24 protein-coding genes are annotated in these 19,589 nt (G+C 31.7%); 6 read left to right on the forward strand and 18 right to left on the reverse strand.

All coding sequences use genetic code 11. The features are described from left to right. The first annotated feature begins 856 nt into the window (after positions 1-856). Both LC076_RS01120 and LC076_RS01125 read left to right on the forward strand, forming a co-directional pair. A complete protein-coding gene (locus tag LC076_RS01120) occupies positions 857-1,063 on the forward strand; it encodes a hypothetical protein (RefSeq protein ID WP_226665526.1) in 207 nt (68 codons plus the stop codon). 111 nt (positions 1,064-1,174) lie between these two features. Then, entirely contained in the window at positions 1,175-1,600 is a 426-nt protein-coding gene (locus LC076_RS01125; protein ID WP_226665528.1) for a DUF2621 domain-containing protein, read from the forward strand. Positions 1,601-1,767: 167 nt separating this feature from the next. On the opposite strand, the gene LC076_RS01130 is transcribed toward LC076_RS01125, so the two are convergent. The 3 genes from LC076_RS01130 to LC076_RS01140 all read right to left on the reverse strand — a co-directional run bounded on the left by LC076_RS01130 (position 1,768) and on the right by LC076_RS01140 (position 3,994). Further along, positions 1,768-2,250 (reverse strand): CcdC family protein, encoded by a 483-nt coding sequence (locus LC076_RS01130; RefSeq protein WP_226665530.1) that lies wholly within the window; start codon positions 2,248-2,250, stop codon positions 1,768-1,770. Positions 2,251-2,723: 473 nt separating this feature from the next. Further along, complete coding sequence (locus LC076_RS01135; RefSeq protein WP_226665531.1) at positions 2,724-3,083, reverse strand: response regulator; 360 nt, start codon at positions 3,081-3,083, stop codon at positions 2,724-2,726. Between the two features lie 203 nt (positions 3,084-3,286). Further along, positions 3,287-3,994, reverse strand: coding sequence for a cytochrome c biogenesis CcdA family protein (locus LC076_RS01140; protein ID WP_226665533.1), 708 nt, complete (start codon positions 3,992-3,994; stop codon positions 3,287-3,289). Positions 3,995-4,233: 239 nt separating this feature from the next. Here LC076_RS01140 and LC076_RS01145 point away from each other — a divergent pair, with 239 nt between their 5' ends. Then, positions 4,234-4,416 carry a Spo0E family sporulation regulatory protein-aspartic acid phosphatase gene (locus LC076_RS01145; protein ID WP_226665535.1) on the forward strand — a complete coding sequence of 61 codons (183 nt, stop codon included), beginning with the start codon at positions 4,234-4,236 and terminating at the stop codon, positions 4,414-4,416. Between the two features lie 111 nt (positions 4,417-4,527). Here the strand turns inward: LC076_RS01145 and LC076_RS01150 are convergent, their stop codons facing one another. The 5 genes from LC076_RS01150 to LC076_RS01170 form a co-directional block, all read right to left on the reverse strand. After that, positions 4,528-4,746: a YneF family protein gene (locus LC076_RS01150; protein ID WP_146946596.1), complete on the reverse strand. Its 219-nt coding sequence runs from the start codon at positions 4,744-4,746 to the stop codon at positions 4,528-4,530. A gap of 85 nt (positions 4,747-4,831) precedes the next feature. After that, positions 4,832-5,281 (reverse strand): sporulation inhibitor of replication protein SirA, encoded by a 450-nt coding sequence (sirA, locus tag LC076_RS01155; RefSeq protein ID WP_226665537.1) that lies wholly within the window; start codon positions 5,279-5,281, stop codon positions 4,832-4,834. Between the two features lie 597 nt (positions 5,282-5,878). Continuing rightward, a complete protein-coding gene (locus LC076_RS01160; RefSeq protein WP_226665538.1) occupies positions 5,879-6,109 on the reverse strand; it encodes a DUF896 domain-containing protein in 231 nt (76 codons plus the stop codon). A gap of 172 nt (positions 6,110-6,281) precedes the next feature. Continuing rightward, positions 6,282-6,941 carry a recombinase family protein gene (locus tag LC076_RS01165; RefSeq protein WP_226665540.1) on the reverse strand — a complete coding sequence of 220 codons (660 nt, stop codon included), beginning with the start codon at positions 6,939-6,941 and terminating at the stop codon, positions 6,282-6,284. 46 nt (positions 6,942-6,987) lie between these two features. Further along, positions 6,988-7,299, reverse strand: coding sequence for a LysM peptidoglycan-binding domain-containing protein (locus tag LC076_RS01170; RefSeq protein ID WP_226665542.1), 312 nt, complete (start codon positions 7,297-7,299; stop codon positions 6,988-6,990). Positions 7,300-7,455: 156 nt separating this feature from the next. On the opposite strand from LC076_RS01170, the gene lexA reads away from it, so the two are divergent. Next, positions 7,456-8,076, forward strand: coding sequence for a transcriptional repressor LexA (lexA, locus tag LC076_RS01175; protein ID WP_226665544.1), 621 nt, complete (start codon positions 7,456-7,458; stop codon positions 8,074-8,076). Between the two features lie 142 nt (positions 8,077-8,218). Here lexA and glnA read toward each other — a convergent pair whose 3' ends face one another. The 4 genes from glnA to hflX all read right to left on the reverse strand — a co-directional run bounded on the left by glnA (position 8,219) and on the right by hflX (position 12,670). Beyond that, positions 8,219-9,553, reverse strand: coding sequence for a type I glutamate--ammonia ligase (gene glnA / locus LC076_RS01180; protein WP_226665546.1), 1,335 nt, complete (start codon positions 9,551-9,553; stop codon positions 8,219-8,221). Positions 9,554-9,611: 58 nt separating this feature from the next. Further along, entirely contained in the window at positions 9,612-10,016 is a 405-nt protein-coding gene (locus LC076_RS01185; protein ID WP_226665547.1) for a MerR family transcriptional regulator, read from the reverse strand. 103 nt (positions 10,017-10,119) lie between these two features. Continuing rightward, positions 10,120-11,394, reverse strand: a complete 1,275-nt coding sequence (locus LC076_RS01190) for an aminotransferase class I/II-fold pyridoxal phosphate-dependent enzyme (protein WP_226665549.1) — start codon at positions 11,392-11,394, stop codon at positions 10,120-10,122. After that, entirely contained in the window at positions 11,387-12,670 is a 1,284-nt protein-coding gene (gene hflX / locus LC076_RS01195; protein ID WP_226665550.1) for a GTPase HflX, read from the reverse strand. The genes LC076_RS01190 and hflX overlap by 8 nt, the downstream gene beginning before the upstream one ends. Before the next feature lie 289 nt (positions 12,671-12,959). On the opposite strand from hflX, the gene LC076_RS01200 reads away from it, so the two are divergent. After that, positions 12,960-13,598, forward strand: coding sequence for a trimeric intracellular cation channel family protein (locus LC076_RS01200; protein ID WP_226665552.1), 639 nt, complete (start codon positions 12,960-12,962; stop codon positions 13,596-13,598). Positions 13,599-13,714: 116 nt separating this feature from the next. Here the strand turns inward: LC076_RS01200 and LC076_RS01205 are convergent, their stop codons facing one another. Next, on the reverse strand, positions 13,715-14,053 hold the full coding sequence (locus LC076_RS01205; RefSeq protein ID WP_226665553.1) for a hypothetical protein: 339 nt from the start codon (positions 14,051-14,053) through the stop codon (positions 13,715-13,717). A gap of 401 nt (positions 14,054-14,454) precedes the next feature. On the opposite strand from LC076_RS01205, the gene LC076_RS01210 reads away from it, so the two are divergent. After that, the gene (locus LC076_RS01210; protein ID WP_226665554.1) at positions 14,455-14,844 is read left to right on the forward strand and encodes a hypothetical protein; all 390 of its coding nucleotides are present in this window, start codon (positions 14,455-14,457) and stop codon (positions 14,842-14,844) included. 153 nt (positions 14,845-14,997) lie between these two features. On the opposite strand, the gene LC076_RS01215 is transcribed toward LC076_RS01210, so the two are convergent. The 5 genes from LC076_RS01215 to LC076_RS01235 all read right to left on the reverse strand — a co-directional run bounded on the left by LC076_RS01215 (position 14,998) and on the right by LC076_RS01235 (position 19,064). Beyond that, positions 14,998-15,333: a hypothetical protein gene (locus LC076_RS01215; RefSeq protein WP_226665555.1), complete on the reverse strand. Its 336-nt coding sequence runs from the start codon at positions 15,331-15,333 to the stop codon at positions 14,998-15,000. Between the two features lie 359 nt (positions 15,334-15,692). Beyond that, a complete protein-coding gene (gene spoVK / locus LC076_RS01220; RefSeq protein ID WP_226665556.1) occupies positions 15,693-16,655 on the reverse strand; it encodes a stage V sporulation protein K in 963 nt (320 codons plus the stop codon). Between the two features lie 635 nt (positions 16,656-17,290). Continuing rightward, the gene (gene hfq, locus LC076_RS01225) at positions 17,291-17,515 is read right to left on the reverse strand and encodes an RNA chaperone Hfq (protein WP_226665557.1); all 225 of its coding nucleotides are present in this window, start codon (positions 17,513-17,515) and stop codon (positions 17,291-17,293) included. Positions 17,516-17,553: 38 nt separating this feature from the next. After that, the gene (gene miaA / locus LC076_RS01230; RefSeq protein ID WP_226665558.1) at positions 17,554-18,492 is read right to left on the reverse strand and encodes a tRNA (adenosine(37)-N6)-dimethylallyltransferase MiaA; all 939 of its coding nucleotides are present in this window, start codon (positions 18,490-18,492) and stop codon (positions 17,554-17,556) included. Between the two features lie 203 nt (positions 18,493-18,695). Further along, positions 18,696-19,064, reverse strand: coding sequence for a DUF2294 domain-containing protein (locus LC076_RS01235; protein ID WP_226665559.1), 369 nt, complete (start codon positions 19,062-19,064; stop codon positions 18,696-18,698). Positions 19,065-19,589 lie beyond the last annotated feature (525 nt).

Consider the following 19,589-nt stretch of genomic DNA (forward strand, 5'->3'; position numbering starts at 1 on the left):
TCTCCTCCAATCAACAAAGTAGTCAAAATCAATAATAAACTTTACAGGGTCTAAACAAAAAAACTTAACAAACAATTCAATTTATTAATGCTTTTCCTTTTTAGTTAAGGCTCTTGTCCGAAGGATTGTTATTATTCAACCTAATTACCCTTTTAGTAACAATGTTTTTATCATATATAAGTACTATTCTAAGAAGAAAAGATACCACTAGACTTTATACAGTGCAATTTTCTTCATAGGACTAAAGGCGACAAAGTTTACTAAAACAAACATAATTATAATTAAAAGTGTACATGTTTTTATTATATATAGAAAACTTGATTTATGTACCAACCTTGATCGATAGTTTTATGGGCATAAAGTATTGAAATTATGTGATTTATGAAGGATAAGAATATCTAAGCAGCACATACTTATGGGCAAATATGAATTCCATAATCACTTGTGTAAAACTCGATTAAAGCGTACTAAAATTAACTGGAAACAATTTATAAAAAAACTGAGCTTAAATGAAAACATATTCTAACAGTAATTGGTATACCACCATTTCTTTACAAATAATATGACACATGTTAAAATTTTATCTATTGTCCCCTTCGAAACATTCGCTTGTTGCGGGACACTTAACCATGTACGGATCGAAGGGGACAATAGGTGACTACACGTAAAGTGTAGTCACTTTTTTAATTGAGCAAAATCAAGTTAACAATATATCATTTTCAAAGATATCCTTAAGAATTTCATTAAAAATAATAGTGATAATACAATTTATCTGCTATTATTAAAAGTAAGTGTATCAAGTTAAAAATGGCTATAAAATGACGACGATTATGGTGTTATTCTAGGAGGAGCTACTATGTTACGTACATATGAATTTTTATATTTACCAACAGACGTCGGTACCATTCGAGTAGATATTTTTTATAAGCACGCTATTTTCCATGTTCAAGCTGAGTTGAATGGTTTAATGTCATCTTCTTATGACCGAAAAAAAGTTGACGCTGTAAAAAAATCCTTACTCCTGTTAGCAAAAGAACATCATGCTTTTGGGCATCATGAATAGCCATAAAATATTTATATTGAAGGATTGTTCAACTTACTTAAGTAGAATAGCCCAAGCATAGTTTTGATATCAAATTAATTTATAAGACTGTTTTGTTAGAGGTGATATAAAATGTTAGATGGATGGTTTTTATGGTTTATATTGTTTTGGGTTGTATTCCTAATATCAATGTTCGCCATTGGTGGATTTTTTATGTTTCGAAAGTTCTTACAAAGACTTCCTAAAGAAGATGGTAAATCAGATCTTGATTGGCAAGATTATTACTTAGAAAAAACTAGGCATTTATGGAAACAAAAAGAAAAAGATTTATTAGAAGACTTAGTAGAGCCTGTACCAGAGTTATTTCGTGATGTGGCCCGTGCAAAGATAGCTGGAAGAATTGGTCAGCTTGCAATAAAAGAAAACTCATCAACGATTACGTTAGACTTAATTATTCGAGGGTATATAATGGCTACACCTAAAAGAGATCATAAATTCCTTATGAAACGATTAAAAGAAAAACAAATAGATTACTCTCCATATAAAGCATTATTTTAAGGGATAAATAAATAAGATAGCATTAAGACTCGTTTAGGAGAAGCATGTTCATGTACGAAGCCCCTACAGGTGTGTTTACATCGAAGATTTCTTTTACCGCTAGCGAAGTCTAATAAGAAAAATCCGAAACAACATAGGTTTCGGATTTTTCTTATTTATGTTCTTATTTATGTATGAACATTGTTTGATGTATTAAGTTCATTTTGCACTTTTTGAAACGAACGAAACATAGCTATTCGCCAAGGGACAATCATTCCAAATGCAAGAATCCAAAACATTCCGCTTAACTCCCCGAAATCAATATGACTACTCAGAAATGATTTCATCACAATACGAATAATCAATAACCCTATTAATATAAAAGCAAATGCTTTAGATCGCTTTAAATAAATCTTATCCTCCCTAATTTCGAAAGAAGATGTTTTAATTAGAAAAATAGAGAAAAACATTCCAACTAACAAAGCTTCAATAAGTTGATATCCTGTAACTCTAAAAAATGGATGAATAAACATTAGTGCACCAGTACTCATAAAGATAGGTGGTAGAATTATTTTTTTTGCAGTAGCAGGCTTTTTGGCTGACTTCATCCTAATAAATAAAACAAACAAAGCCATAAACACCGCAACAATAGATGAAATAACAGTTAGCAAATATATCAATCCTTTACTATAGACAGCTAATAGTCTTAGTATAAACGAATTTCGTTTAATTACCTATAATATTTTTAGCCTCTGTTAAACTTTGTTGTTGTTTTCCGTTACAGGTATTCGTTTTTCCGGAATAAATGCAATTTAATTATAGGAATAATAATGAAAAAGACCACCTACCGCCTTACCTTGTAAGCTACTCACTTGCAGGTTCTCTCTCTAGACACGCTTCTCTAAGCAGTAGTCACATGCCTTTCACTCCAATCAACAAAGTGCTAAGAATTAACCTTAAGCTAGAACATAGCCTATTTTATAAAACAAGTATATGTTATAGCTCAATATAGATTTTAGTATTTTGTTTGTTAATTAGAATTGAAAATTTGAGCCTGTCTCGGAAATCAACAAAGTATTTAACATTTCTTAATACAAATATAAAAAACCATTTAAGAAAATTACTTAAATGGTTTGCTCTATTATTAACCTAGAACACGAGAAATAGCTTCTATAACACGATTTTCATCAAAAGGTTTTACAATAAAATCTTTCGCACCTGACTCAATCGCTTCCACAACCATTTTTTGTTGGCCCATCGCAGAACACATAATAATTTTCGCATCAGGGTATTGTTTTTTTATTTCTTTTAAAGCTTCAATACCATTTTGTTCAGGCATCGTGATGTCCATGGTAACTAAATCAGGTTTTTCTTTTACAAATAACTCTATAGCTTGCAAGCCATTTTCTGCCTCTCCGACGACCTCATGATTCGCCTTTATTAATATATTTGATAAAGTCATTCTCATAAACTTGGCATCATCAACAATTAATATTCTAGCCACGCCTAGTTCCTCCTCAAACATGATAAAGGAAGCCTGATGATATTCAAACTTCTTCTGTGAAGGCGATTGAAATTTGCATATTAAGCATTTTACCTAGCTTAACTAAGCAATAACTATCACGCATACTTATATTATAACAAATATATTCACCCGGTATAGTAAATATGGCACAAAATGTTATGACTAATTTTTATATATCAGGACTAAAAACCTGTAAAACCACCAAATAAACGGGTTAAGAATATGATAATCGAAGTCATTATATCAAAAAAAAGTAGAATTCCCATTACGATCATAATGTATCCTCCAACTTTCATGATTTTCTGATTATGCTTCTTAATCCATCCAAGTTTACCAATAAAGAAAGAAAGTACTAGAAAGGGAACGGCAAATCCTAGAATATATGCAATCATATATATCATTGCAGAATTAGGATTTGTAGCAGCCATCCAAATAACGGCTGATAATATGGGGCCTGTACAAGGTGTCCACCCTGCAGAAAAAGCCATTCCTATTAATAATGATCCCAGATATCCTGCCGGACGATTTTTAAATTCAAATCGGCGTTCCTTCATTAAAAAACTTGGTGTAAAAACCCCAACTATCATTAAACCAAAAACAACAATTAAAATAGCACCTATTTGTCTTATGAGGTCTTGATAATTTTGAAAAACCTCACCAACGATAGATGTTCCAAAACCTAGTGCAATAAAAATCATAGAAAAACCTAATAAGAAAAAGATCGTATGAAGTAAGCTTCTTCTTTGTAACAAAGCATTTTCTGATTTTAATTCAGTTACAGAAACTCCCGTAATATATGATAAAAAAGCAGGATAGAGTGGTAAGCAACACGGAGAAATAAAAGATAAAAATCCTGCTCCGAAAGCTAAAAATATATTCACATCAGACATAGTACTCCTCCTATAGAGAATGTCTTCTCTATTCTAGCAAATTTATTAATTGTTGAATAAGTATCAAGTTATGACATTTTTATGTCATTTCCATAACATCTTATAAATATTCCTTTTCATTCCCACTTATATGGCATTATAATAGATTCATTGCTGTTACATTATCTTCCTTTGTATTTATTCCAAATAAAGGGTATAATTAGTATGTAACAAATTATTAATAGAAAGGACAAGTTCTCGTGTCTAAACAAGAATTACTCCAAATAATTGAAAAGAAACGAGCAGAGCTAATTGACATTGTCCTAAAAAATGGGCTAAATTCAACTGTATCTTTAAAATATAGCCAAGAACTCGATAAACTATTAACACAATATATTAAAGACGATCATAATTTGACAAAGAACAAACGGGTTTGTTCCTAAAAAGTAAAAGCACGCCACTTATCGCGTGCTTTTATTACATTTATTTTTCATATTGATATAGTGTATAAACACTTAAGTATATCAAAAAATAAAAGCCCGAAAACCGGGACTTTATTTCATTTGACCATTCATAGATTTCAACATTTGATTGATCTTCTTTTGAGATGGCTTCATACCCATTTGCATCATCATCATTTTTAACATTTGTTCATTAATTGGTGGATTTTTCTTTAGATAAGTCATCATATATTTACGCGCGATGAAAAATCCTAGTGCAACTCCAGCAAGTAATGCTAGGATGCCTACTAGAATAACAACCCATAATTCCATTATATTTCCTCCTTCGTGTTGTCTATATTACAGTGTACTAAACCCTATGACATTATACAACATTTGCATGATAATTTCCTCATTTTTATACAAAATTTCTTTCTTTAATAGGATTTAACCACCCATATCTTTCTCCTTGTAAATCCATTGCTAAAAAACAAGGGTCAAACTTTCTTAATACTTCAAAGAAAATAGTTTCAGCCTCATAACTTCCATCAGAAGAAAGCTCCAAGTGTGTATCCTTAACAATTAATGTCGCATTACCTCTATTTCCTTTAATATCTATTTTATGTATATGGTGCAACTTCTGATAGTCTTGCTTATGTGATAAATGTGTACTAAGTAATTGATGAATAAATAATGTTGGTATTGGTTTAGTAATATAATTCACTTGTTTCTCAAGTGTGTCTATATGATGGGATCGAACTGTTGCCCAGTGAAAGTCCTGAAACAGATGATAGATCTTTGATTCACGACCAAAGTAGTGACTTGCAAACTCTTCTTCTATTAAATAAATATAATAGTGCCTCACCATTTCACTCACCTCATCCATTCTATTTATTTCATTATAAAAGATAGACAAAGAAATAATTGTCTTAAGGCGGAGAAAGAAGCCACTAGTTTTGTCGAAATAATAAGATATCAAATGAATATAAAAAACCGTAAAATATATAATTAAAGATCATAAGAAAACTATTCCAATATTAGATATTCAACAGCATTTAATAAATGTAATTGAAGAGGCTGGGACATAATTAAAGAAGTCTTACAAAAATAAGAATAAATTTAAATTCAGTTAAGCTGAAAGAAACAAGTTCGTTCCATTGCGCTGCAGACACTCCATTCGCCGGGGAGGAAGCTGAGCCTCCTCGGCATGCCTGCGGCGTCTCAGCCTTTCCTCAATTCCCGTAGGAGTCGAGTGTCTTCCGCTCTATTCCACTAGTTCTTATAATTAGTATGCAAAATCAAAATCAAAAAATATCTATTGAAGACAGCAAATAAAAACCCGAACTATTAGGTGAATGATTAATTGATTCATCACCTAATAATTCGGGTTTATCACTAGCTTTAATACTTTTGTTCCAGCTTCTTCACTATTAATAGAATTTTCAAGGAAAAGTATATCCCCTTTTTAATGTAAATTTTGATTCCTCTCGTTCTTTAATTTCTGAGGAGTCACATCATTTCCATTTGGATCAACAACTGTTACACCCTTTAAGGTATTTTTCATAGAAGAACGGAATACTTGTAAATATTCTTCTCGAAGTGATTGTTGTTCTAGTTTCTCTTCAGTCGAAAGACCACTTGCTTTCGCCTTTTTTGACAACTGATTTATACGATCAATTTTAGTTTTAGGTAACATCATTATTTTCTCCCTTCTTTAAGTGCACAAAGAGTTAAATTGAATCATACACCTCTTGAGCTTATTAAAGTAGCTTATAACAGTAATATACAAGTCATAATACTAAATGAAGAAAAAAAAAACAACTATAATTGATTTTTATAGCACAGCCTAGCACTTGTAATTAACTATATTAATCTTCAATCTTTGTCTCTTTACTAGTAACATACTCCTTATACCTTCTATGAACAGTTGCTTTACTAACATCATAACCTAGACCTCTTAAAGTTGCAGCAATCTCATGAAATGTTAGCTTTTTATGTCGTAGGTTAATAATTTCTTCAATTGGGACCTGTATCTTTTCTTTTCCACCACCGTGGCCTATATTACTTAAATTTTTATGTGGATTATAGCCATTCTCAATTGCACGATTCATTCCACGACTAATTTTATAGTTAACTAATTTTCGTTGAAATTCTTCTACAGTAGAAAGAATACTCAAAATCATAACATCAGTTTCTGAGAGCTCTGGTTCACCTTTTTCGTTTAGAGTTAATACTTTAGCATCAAGCTTTCTTATCTCATGTAATAAGGCAATCTTAGCATGACCACGCCCTAACCTTGTATCATCTTGTACAAGGAGAATATTAGCATTCTTGTCCTTAAGAATTGAAAGAGCTTCTATAATTCCATCCCTATCAACATCATAACCACTATGACGTTCTTCTATTACTTTTGTAACCTCAATATTATGTAATGACGCCAGGTTCAGTAATTCTTCTTTTTGCCTATCTAATGAGGATTCCTGTGCATCTTTGTTAGTACTTACTCTGCAGTAAATAACGGCTTTCAAAGTATATCACCTCTTCAGTTTAACCTATCCAATTATCTAATTATTCTTATTCACTCGCAATTTGTTCTATTTGATAAATATCATTTTTTTCAATTGGTACAACTACTAAGTCTCCTGGCTTAATGAGTGATGAGTGAATATTATTCTTTTCTTGAACCCATTTCACAAAATCTTGTTGAGAAATCTCTGTTTTCCTCTGAAATTGGTCTGCGATACTCCATAAACTATCTCCTTCTTTAATTTTTACTTGGTGATAGTTATCTAGATTATTTGAATTTCCATTGTATGAAATAATAATTGTAATTGCTAATATTGATAAAATAAAAGTAATGATGTAAGAAATCGATAATTTATTCATTATAATCACCTCATAGAATATTTGTTCGTATTTGATATTTTTAGTATAATAGGAACAAATGTTCCAGTCAAGTATTTTCTCGAACTTATGTTTGTATTAAAAGGTAAATGATGCTATAATACACATATATTACATGAATCCGAGGTGTCACAAAGGATGACGAAACTATCAAAAAGACAACAAGATATATTAAGTTTTATTAAAGATGAAGTACAAAAGAAAGGTTATCCACCTTCCGTTCGTGAGATTGGTGAAGCAGTTGGACTAGCATCTAGTTCTACAGTTCATGGCCATTTAGCTAGATTAGAATCAAAAGGGCTAATTAGAAGAGACCCAACAAAACCTCGTGCAATAGAAATACTAGAAGAAGAGAAACATCATATTCCTAAAAGCAATGTCATTAATGTACCTGTAATCGGAAAAGTAACTGCAGGATTACCAATTACTGCAATTGAAAATGTTGAAGAATATTTTCCTCTTCCAGACAGATATGTAACAGAAGAAGAACATATTTTTATGCTTGAAATTATGGGTGAAAGTATGATTGAGGCTGGAATTTTAGATGGAGACTTAGTTATTGTTAAACAACAACAAACAGCAAACAATGGAGATATTGTTGTTGCGATGACAGAAGATGACGAAGCAACCTGTAAAAGATTCTTCAAAGAAAAAGATTTTATTCGTCTTCAACCCGAGAATTCCACGATGGAACCTATTATTCTACGTAATGTGAGTATACTAGGAAAAGTTATTGGGGTTTATCGTTCAATCCACTAAAAGTCTACTATTATTGTAGGCTTTTTTTGAACAATTTCTTTCTCATGGGATATATTGATTGACCACTCAAATAAAAAAAACGCTAAGACTTTACATAACCTAATAAAAAAACCTCTCAAAAATGAGAGGTTTTTTAATTGAATTAATACATTGACAAGTATTGTTCTCTTTCCCATGGGTGAACTTGAGTACGGAACATATCCCACTCGATCTCTTTAGCTTCAATGAAATGTTCAAATAAATGTTCGCCTAAAGCGTTTTTCATTGTGCTATCACCTTTTAATAAATCTAACGCCTGAGCAAGTGTTGCTGGTAGATCAACAATTCCATTCTCAACACGTTCTTCTTTAGACATTACATAAATGTTACGATCTATTGGTTTTGGTGCTTCTAAGTTATTTTTAATTCCATCAAGACCAGCTGCTAAAAGAACACTCATTGCTAAGTACGGGTTTGCTGCAGGATCAACACTACGTACTTCAACACGAGTACTTAAACCACGAGATGCCGGAATACGAATAAGTGGACTTCTGTTTTGTGCAGACCAAGCAACATAACATGGTGCTTCATAGCCTGGTACTAAACGTTTGTATGAGTTTACTGTTGGGTTTGTAACTGCTGTAAATGCTGGTGCATGCTTAATAATACCTGCAATAAATTGTCTAGCCGTATCACTTAATTGAAGATCAGCATTTGTATCTAAGAATGCATTTTCACCTTTACGGAATAAAGATAAGTTCATATGCATACCTGATCCATTAACACCAAATAATGGTTTTGGCATGAATGTCGCATGTAAACCATGTTTACGAGCAATTGTTTTAACAACTAGTTTGAATGTTTGGATATCATCACAAGCTCTAATCGCTCCAGCATATTTAAAATCAATTTCATGCTGACCTGGTGCAACTTCGTGATGAGATGCTTCAATTTCAAAGCCCATTTCTTCTAGTTCTAAAACGATATCACGACGACAGTTTTCTCCTAAATCAGTAGGTGCTAAATCGAAATAACCACCATTATCGTTTAGTTCTAATGTAGGTTCGCCTTTTTCATCTAATTTGAATAAGAAGAATTCTGGCTCAGGTCCTAAGTTGAAATCAGTGAATCCTAATTCTTCCATTTCAGCTAAAAGACGACGTAAATTATTACGTGGATCTCCAGCAAAAGGAGTACCATCTGGGTTATAGATATCACAAATGAAACGTGCTACTTTACCTTTCTCAGCAGTCCAAGGGAAAATAACAAATGTGTTTATGTCTGGATATAAGTACATATCCGATTCTTCGATACGTACAAAACCTTCGATTGAAGACCCATCAAACATCATTTTGTTGTCTAACGCTTTATCTAGCTGACTAACTGGGATTTCAACGTTTTTTATTGTACCAAGAATATCTGTGAATTGTAGTCGAATGTATTTTACGTTGTTTTCTTTTACTAAGCTTACAATATCTTCTCTTGAATATTTAGCCATTGTAAATCTCCTCTCCTAATCAGGTGAAAATTTTTATTTTAATTTAAATTACTCAAAATTAATGGAAAAACCTTGACATATCACCTTGTCTTAATGTCGGACGATTGAAGCGTCCGGCCTGCATGAGTTCAGACTTTAATAGTTTACGCAATTCAGCGTCACTTAAGTCAGGCTTTTCAACAGTTTTAGGTTCTTCATGTTTTCCTTCTGCATTTGTGTGTTCTGCACGTGAAAAAATTTGTTTAATACCTGCTAGATTCACACCTTGTTCAATTAGAGATCTAATCTCTAGTAACTTATCAACATCGTTAAAGGAGAAAAGTCTTCTATTACTTTCTGTTCTTGCTGGAAAAATCAATTCATTTTCTTCATAGTATCGAATTTGTCTAGCAGATAAATCTGTGAGCTGCATAACAATTCCAATTGGGAATAAATGCATTGAGCGGCGAATATTATCACTCATTTTATTTGCTCCTTTTGTTTAACTAATTTCATTATATATAATGTCACATTATATGTCAACAACATGTTAGGAATAATAACATTAAAAGGACAAGTATTTATTCCTAGTGTTCTAGTGAAACGAATCCTTTTTTAATCAATGAATCTATTGCAAGACATACCGCAATTTTCACATGTGCATAGGTGAGCCCACCTTGTACATATGCGATATAAGGTGACCTTAGTGGCCCATCAGCAGAAAGCTCAATACTTGCTCCCTGAATGAATGTACCCGCAGCCATAATCACATCATCTTCATAACCAGGCATATAGTTAGGATATGGTGTTACATGTGAATTGATTGGTGAAGCATATTGGATTGCTTGACAAAAAGCTATCATTGTTTTTGGTTCATTAAACTGAACAGATTGAATAAGATCTGTTCTCACACTATCCCATTTAGGTGAAGTTTGCATTCCTAGTTCTTCAAGAAATGCTGAAGTAAATACTGCTCCTTTTAATGCTTCACCTACTACGTGTGGTGCTAAGAAGAATCCCTGGTACATTTCTTGCAAACTATATAAAGAAGCTCCTGCCTCTGATCCAATACCTGGTGATGTCATTCGATAAGAGCATGCTTCAACTAATTTCTTTTTACCTACTATGTAACCACCAGTCTTGGCAAGGCCACCACCTGGATTCTTAATTAAAGAACCAGCTATTAAATCAGCACCAATATGACAAGGCTCTTGATCCTCAACAAATTCACCATAACAATTATCTACAAAAACAACAACGTCCTTTTTTAATGATCTTACATAATTAATCATTTCATGAATTTCTTCTATTGTAAAGGAAGGTCTATTTGCATAGCCCTTGGAACGCTGAATTCCAATCATTTTTGTTTTTGAACTTATCGCCTTTTTAACTGCATCAAAATCTACGGAACCTTTTTCAGTTAACTCCACTGTCTTATAATCGATATTAAATTCTTTTAATGATCCTATTCCATTTCCTCTTATCCCTACAATTTCTTCAAGAGTGTCATATGGTTTTCCAGTTATATAAAGAAGCTCATCTCCTGGTCTTAAAACACCAAACAAAGCTATTGAAATAGCATGTGTACCAGATATAATTTGCGGGCGAACTAATCCTGACTCGCCTCCAAAAACATCTGCATATAGTTCCTCCAATGTGTCTCTACCAATATCGTCATAACCATAACCTGTTGTAGGAATAAAATGAGAGTCACTCACACGATGCTTTTGAAAGCTTTGTAATACTCTAAATTGGTTAAATTCACTTCGTTTATTGATTTCATCATGAATTCCACTTATTCTTTTTTCAATCTTTGTAACAAGAGGTGCAAGCTGAGCACCATATTTTAAGTAATTAAACATGTTCTTTTCCCTCTCCATAAAACATCTCTAGCTGACCATTTATCGAATGTGATGGTAGAACGTACCCTTCAATCTTATACATTTCTTCATCTTCAGAAAATTCAAATGAAGTAATTAATGTTTCAGATTTTAATTGAGAAAGTATTCTTCCTTCATTTGCAGGTATTTCAACAACATATTGCTTCATACCTGTCTTTGCAAGATCTTCAACCTTTTCAAGTAATTTTTGCAAATCTCCTTCAGAAAAAGCAGAGATTGTTACATAATCTTCCGTTGGTGATGGAACAAATGACTCTGGTGTTTGATCTTTTTTATTATAAACAGTTATTATCGGTATATCTGAAACCTCTAGTTGATCAAGCAACTTAAAAACTGTTTGTTCATGATTAGCATAGTCTTCGTTTGAACTATCTACAATATGTAAAATTAAATTTGCTTCTTTTACTTCTTCTAGTGTTGAACGAAAAGCAGCAACAAGGGTTGTTGGTAAATCCTGAATAAATCCAACAGTATCAGTTATTAACGCCTGATAAGAAGAAGGAAGTAGGACTTTACGAGTCATAGGATCTAATGTAGCGAATAACAAATCTTCTTCAAAGCTGCCTGCAGTTGTTAAACGATTAAATATCGTTGATTTTCCTGCATTCGTATATCCAACAAGTGCTAGTTGAAAAGCTTGATTTTTTTTACGACGCTCTCTATATCTATGTCTATGTCGAACAACTGAGGAAAGTTGCTGCTTAATTTCATTGATTCTATTTCTTATATGTCTTCTGTCTGTCTCAAGCTGAGTTTCCCCTGGGCCCCTTGTCCCAATTCCTCCACCTTGACGTGATAAGGATATACCTTGTCCAACTAGCCTAGGCAATAAATATTGAAGTTGAGCTAATTCAACCTGAAGCTTTCCTTCCTTTGACTTAGCACGCTGAGCAAATATATCTAATATTAATTGCGTACGATCGATAATTCGAACATTCAACAAGATAGATAAATTTCTCAACTGACTCGGTGAAAGTTCATCATTAAAAATGACAATGTCAGGTTCGATCTCTTCAACCAAATTTAATACTTCTTCTACTTTACCCTTACCGATATATGTAGCAGGATGTGGTCGTTCTCTTTTTTGCGTTATTACATGAAGTACCTCTCCATTTGCAGTCTTTGTTAAAGATCTTAACTCTTCTAAAGAATATTCAAAATGATCATCATGCATTGTTTGAAGTTGACAACCAACTAAAATAACTTTCTCTTTTAAAACATCAAGTGTGTTATTCAATGAACAAACCCTTTCTTCTCGCCATTTTTAGCACTTTAATCATATCAAACATTGTGCTAATTCTCTAATTATTTCTATATTATAGTCTAAATTAATAAACTTCATTTACGATCTTCAATTATTTTAAGAAATCGAATTGGATTTTACTTCATTAACTAAAAAGAGGAAATTAATTAATCTTATTATAATTCACTTAACCAACTTATAAAAAATCATTTGACCTTTAGTTTACCACACTATACAATCAATCTCGGGTTACACCTTATTAGATAACATGGGGGATTTTAAAATGACTTGGGAAGTTTTAAGTATTATAGGTACGATCGCTTTTGCGATAAGCGGAGCAATTGTCGCAATGGAAGAAGAATATGATATTTTAGGTATCTATATATTAGGTATTGTAACAGCCTTCGGTGGAGGAGCTATTCGAAATTTATTAATAGGAGTCCCTGTTTCAGCACTATGGGAACAAGGTCATCTTTTTCAAGTTGCATTGTTTGCAATGACAGTTGTCTTTTTATTTCCTAATAAATTATTGAAGCACTGGCATAAATGGGGAAACTTTACAGACGCTATTGGCCTTTCTGCATTTGCCATACAAGGAGCACTTTATGCTGTAGATATGGAACATCCAATAAGTGCTGTTGTAGTGGCTGCTGTTTTAACTGGAAGTGGCGGTGGTATGGTGCGTGATCTCTTAGCTGGTCGTAAACCACTAGTTCTTCGAGCTGAAATTTATGCGTTTTGGGCTATAATGGCAGGATTATTAATTGGATTTAATATCGTCTCTAACCCTTTTGGGTTGTACACTTTATTCATTTCCATTGTTCTACTTAGAGTTTGTTCATATACTTTTAAATGGAGACTTCCTAACCGTAGTTTATATAAAAAATCATCTACCTCTAATATGAATAATTTGGCAAATTAAAAAGACTTGGACTGTACCAAGTCTTAAACAGTCTAGCAGTGCTGACTTTATTTCGATATTCTCTAAAAGAAAATATTAATGTAAACATAAATACTCGATCATCCACATGCACTTTTTTAACTTATTTTTTTTATCATTTTACTTGTTTGACTAACTTTACATTTTATATACGTTTGTGTTGTATCAAACAATTCGGCTACAAATAGTGTTGCACCATAGTATGTTTTATCATTAAACATTTCTTCATTAACTATATAATCATATACCACTGATTCTACATCATTTAAGAAAGGTAACAAAGGTTTATTTTTCACTAATATTTGATATATTTGAGTTATTAAAAATGGATTTTTATTAAATCTTTCTTCTAATTGATCAATTAAATATTCATTAAGTGACAATTCATTTTCAACAAGATATTTCAATTCTTCTAAAAATAATTTGTTATCACTCATCCTGATCACTCCCTCTAATAATTCATATCTTAACATGGAATGACCTCAACTGAAAGCGTTTCCATTATTAATTTCTATAGCTTTTTTCGATTGAATCGTCAGTTTTCTATAACAATCAAGCATAAGTCACATATTTATACAATTTATTAGAATATTAATATGTTCAAAAGGTTTTTTATAGATAGATATAAAGCCTATATAGTTAACATACGTATTTTTTATTGTTGATTTCATGAAACTCAAATATAAACAGAAGTTGTTTTTTATTCATTTCTTAAGTGAGTATGCTTCTTAATTTATTGATGTTTGCAAATCATTGCCTATCATTCTTTTATACTCACCGAATGTAATCATCTGAATAAATTATATTATCTTAACTTTGAAAGGTGTGTTTATGTACCTTGAAATGGAAAAATTACGGATTATGGGTGTCTATTGCATCTGTTTTGTATATGATATTGAAAGATCTTGGATTACAAATTGACTTAACTAATTGGGAAACATATGTCACTTCAATACTTGGAATTCTCGTTACATTGGGAATTATTTCAAATCCAGAAAGTGGAAGAGGTTTCTTTAATGCAAGAACTAGCTCTAAAGGAAATAATATTCCATCTCCTACAACCACTGCCCAAGTAAGCGGATCAGTTAGCGATGTTTATCCTAATACAGCTTCAGGTAAAAGTAATTCGAAAGATCAATTAAAACAAATTCAATCATTGAATAATCAAGAAGCTTCTCGTTCTGAAGAACTTATGCCAGATAGAAAGTATGCACCTTACGAAAAATAATACAAACTGGGAATTTAAATCGAAATTTTGTACTGTTGCTAATAAATTGCCAAATGCTATGTTTTTGTTTGCGTAATAGGTACTTTTTTTCCCATGGAAAAAAAGTACCTTTCCATGGGAAAGAATAATCCTGAGATTATTAGTCAAGATCAATTAATCTTTTTTTATTATTTTCTCTACCTTAACAAGTCCACCTACATGATTTTCTGGTTCAACAAATGCAATAATTTTATCGTTTATTTCCAAACGATCTTTCATGGGGTATTTCATCTTTTCACTATTAAAATAGATTTTTGTTTTACCATCAATAGATTGTCCGTAATACTCACTACCGTTAACCTCTGTTATTAAATATGTGAGTGTTTTATATTCTTCAGTTTTTATTTGCTCTTTTACTTGTTTTCCTTCATCTAATGGCTTGATAAAAAATATTGCTAAAGTTATTAAAATACTAGATAACACGCCCAGAATTATTAGTTTTATTTTCATCATTTCCTCCAAAAATTAAAATCTGATATATGATGTATGACAAAATTGAGAAAAAAAGAACGGCTTTCGGAGATTTTTTTTAATAAGATGTATTCTTGAGGGTTGTGAATTCATTATATTTGGGATAGAAGAGACACTTCAAGTATTTTGGGGAGTTTAAGTTGCTGTTAATAATCGGAGATGTATTTGTACCAACAAGGTTAAAAAGCAAGGATCTGGAACATTGAAGCAAATTCGTTACCTTCTAACATTTCATAAAGAAATATCGTTGAAGCCAAAACATTTTCCAACAATCAATCTTAACTTTAAAAGGCTGACTAAACACGTCAGCCTGCCTAAAATCATCTATAATAAAGATATTAATTTGGTTTTTCATTTGATAATACTAAATCCTGACTTTTAATCGTTAAAAGATCATCTCGATGATAAGAATCTGTTAATAGTAATCTCATTGCCTGTGCTCTTATTGATTTTTCTATAATATTTCTTACATAACGCCCATTACTAAACTTTGCTGGATGTGTTATGGTTTTAACTTCCATAAGGTGTTCCTTAAATTTAATCATTGCGTCTTGATTAAAGCGATATTCTCGCTCAGCAATCATTCTGTTTGAAATCTCCATTAAATCCTCTACAGAATAATCTGGAAAATCAACAACGAGAGGAAATCTAGAAAGTAAGCCTGGATTTAATGATAAGAAATTATCCATTTCTTTAGGATACCCAGCCAAAATGAGCACAAAATCATGTTGTTTATCTTCCATATGTTTTACTAATGTATCAATGGCTTCCTTACCGAAATCCTTTTCTCCACCTCTTGCCAGTGAATATGCTTCATCAATAAACAATATTCCACCAAGAGCTTTCTTTATTAAATCACGTGTTTTTTGTGCTGTATGACCTATATATTCGCCTACTAAATCTGCCCGTTCAGCCTCAATAAGGTGACCTTTAGATAATACATTCATCTGAAAAAACAATTTACCTACTAATCTAGCAACAGTTGTTTTTCCAGTCCCAGGATTTCCTTTATACATCATATGCAGAGCTTGCTTACCTGCTTTTAAACCTTGTTCCTCACGCTTTTTATTAATAAAAATCCATGCATATATTTCTTTAATCATTTTCTTCATTTCATTCATACCTACTAGAGAGCTCATCTCTTCCTCAATCTCCCTTAGGATCGCATGTTTCACTTCAGCTTTAGGAATTTTAAGATCATAAGAAGATGAACTGGTCTCAGTATTTTCCTTTGATTGGTTATTTAATATAATATTAATCTGTCCATTTGTCTTATATGTGACTGCTCGATCATATTCCATGTAAGTCCACCTCACAATCTTGTTACTTATTATACATAGGCTTTAATAATTTTTTAAAATCACAGCAGCCTAAAATGAATAGGAATATCTATTGTTTCAAAGGTAGCGAAATCAGAAGAAATCTGTTGGTTTTTGCGGTTTCCCAAGAAATATTCATTCCTTTATTTATATTCATATAAATAGCTTTTACAACCTATACCATGTTTTTTTTAACAAATACTCATTTTGTAAAATTTAATGTCCTTTAAAAAGAAAACTGCAAAAAGACTTTTATAAACTTAAAAAACCCAGCGATTGAGTAAAATATTAAATCTAAGTAAAAATTCTATTACTTCCCAAAAGGATATTTTCTTGGACTTATTGTTTTTTAGGAATTAAAGGAAATATCACTATATAAAGTCAAGTGTTTTCTTTTCTTCTAGAAATTGTACCTTTTATAAGATAAAACACTGTTTTCAACAGATAATGAAATCATTAAGCAACAATCTTTATGAAAAGAGCCTTAAATAACAAATCTAATGATGTGGTTTTTAAGTCCATTTTTTTATGTAATAACTATTAAGCTCTATAATCATTGAGGACAAAAAAAGAACTGATAAGATCTTTCTTATCAGTTCTTTTTTTATGTATATATTCTATTCAAGTTCTAGTTGAATATTTTTTTGTGGTGAAAAAGTTGAAATAGCATGTTTATATATAAGCTGTTGTTTTCCTTCAGACTCTAATAATACAGTAAAGTTATCAAAGCCTTTTATTAATCCTCTTAATTGAAAACCATTTAATAAAAACACTGTTACAAATGTACCGTCCTTACGAAGTTGATTAAGAAATTGATCTTGAATATTAATTGATTGTTTCATGTTTCGTCCTCCTCTTTTCTCTATACCATTTAATTCGATTAAAGTTCCAACTTTCCTGCTATGTAAGAAAAAATTTCATCTACCTTTTGTTCGTGATCTATAGGTGCTGTCATATCAAACCATTCTACATCCATTTTATTTCTGAACCACGTCAGCTGTCGTTTTGCATACCTTCTTGAATTTTGTTTTAATTGAAAAATTGCCTCTTCAATTGTACATTTTCCATCGAAGTAATCGAACAACTCTTTATAGCCTATTGCTTTGGCAGCCTGACTATCTCGAAGACCATTGTCTATCAGGTACTTTACTTCTTTTAGTAAGCCATGTTCAATCATGATGTCAACTCGATGATTTATTCGTTCATATAAAACATCTCGATCCATCGTTAAACCAATAAGAGCAACATCATATAAAAGATGTTTTTCTTGATTTAGTATGTATTCAGACATTGGTATTTTTGTGCATTCGTATACTTCTAGGGCACGAATTACTCTTCTTGAATTATTAGGATGAATGTTTTTTGCCGATGCAGAATCAACCTTTTCAAGCTGTTCATGCAACACTTTTGTGCCTTTTTCTTGGAGCACTTTTGTCAGTTTCTCTCTAAAAACAGGATCTGATGGTGATTCTGTAAATTGATAATCATATAAAACGGATTGAATGTATAAGCCTGTCCCACCAACAATCATTGGCATCTTATTTAGTGAAGCAATGTTATTGATCAAAGGTCTTACAGTTTCTTGAAATTCAGCAACTGAATAATCTTCATCAGGGTTTTTTATATCAATAAGATGATGACGAATATTTTCCATTTCCTCTTGTCTTATTTTAGCTGTACCTACATCCATTCCCCTATAAATTTGCATTGAATCACCACTAATAATTTCACCATTTAAACGATGTGCTAGATCAATGCTTAGTTTTGTTTTACCTACTGCTGTTGGTCCAATGATGACGACGAGCTTCTTTCTATCCAATAATAACCACTCTTTCACATAGAATAGATTCTACGTTCATCATCTTATCATGTGAATGACGTGAACACCAGTTTATTGTAACCTTTTTAATATAATTGTAAACATTTTACTTTATTAAAAATGATTATCTAAAAGAAAATAATAAATGGTGAAAATTAAGTTTACATAATAATGTTACCATCAATTAAGTTTTTAATTTTTTTTTAAGAATTAAAACTATTTTCATAATCATTTATCAATTTAAACACCATGATTCTCTCACCCGTATTTGTGCTTATATCTGTATGAAAGCTTTTCACTTTTTCACCAGTTATACTTTGAATGACCTTTTTTAAGTCTTCAACACCTGATTCAACACATTCTGTTCGAGTTCTCTTAATCAATAACATGCCGTCTTTTGTTTCTGCAACAACATATTCAGCTGGTGTTAGTATTCCTCTTAGATTCACGATGATCATATCACGTAGAATATCTGATTTAACAGATATCGATCCTCTTCCAAGGAAATCCTTTTCCCATTGCGTAATTGCCTTACTAATCTCAGCTTCAATTGTTCCTTTGGATTTAGACATTCTTTTCTCCTTTTAATAAATAATCAATCTATTGTATTAACTTAAAATGACTCAAACTTAGAGTAAAAACCAATATAGAGCTTAACATATGCTAAAGAAATGATCTACTTTATATAATGTTTCACGTTATCAAATTTTATGAATTTACTATAATTTCATTTAAGTATTAGTTTTGATTCAATTCATTATTACTTCTCACTTAATGAAACAAATTAAAAAGAGAAAAGTATGCTTACCATTAATTATCTCTCATACAGAGTGTAAGCCTCGCTTAAAACAGCCGCACTCTTATTTGTTGGCTGAGTTAGAATAAAACTAGTTATATAAAGCCTATCACCCCTGATCTAGGTATCATCCAAAAAAACACCGCGATCATTAACTTGGAAAATTACGTTTTGGACAGTACTATTTCTTAGAGGAATTTGCGGATGGTTCCTTTTTAATGATAATTGTAAAGAAGAAGGGATTGAGTAGTAAAGTTTCATTATCGAAGATTACTACGGATAGAACATAATAAATTGTTTT

This window comes from Metabacillus litoralis, assembly GCF_020524045.1.
Lineage (GTDB): Bacteria > Bacillota > Bacilli > Bacillales > Bacillaceae > Metabacillus > Metabacillus litoralis_C.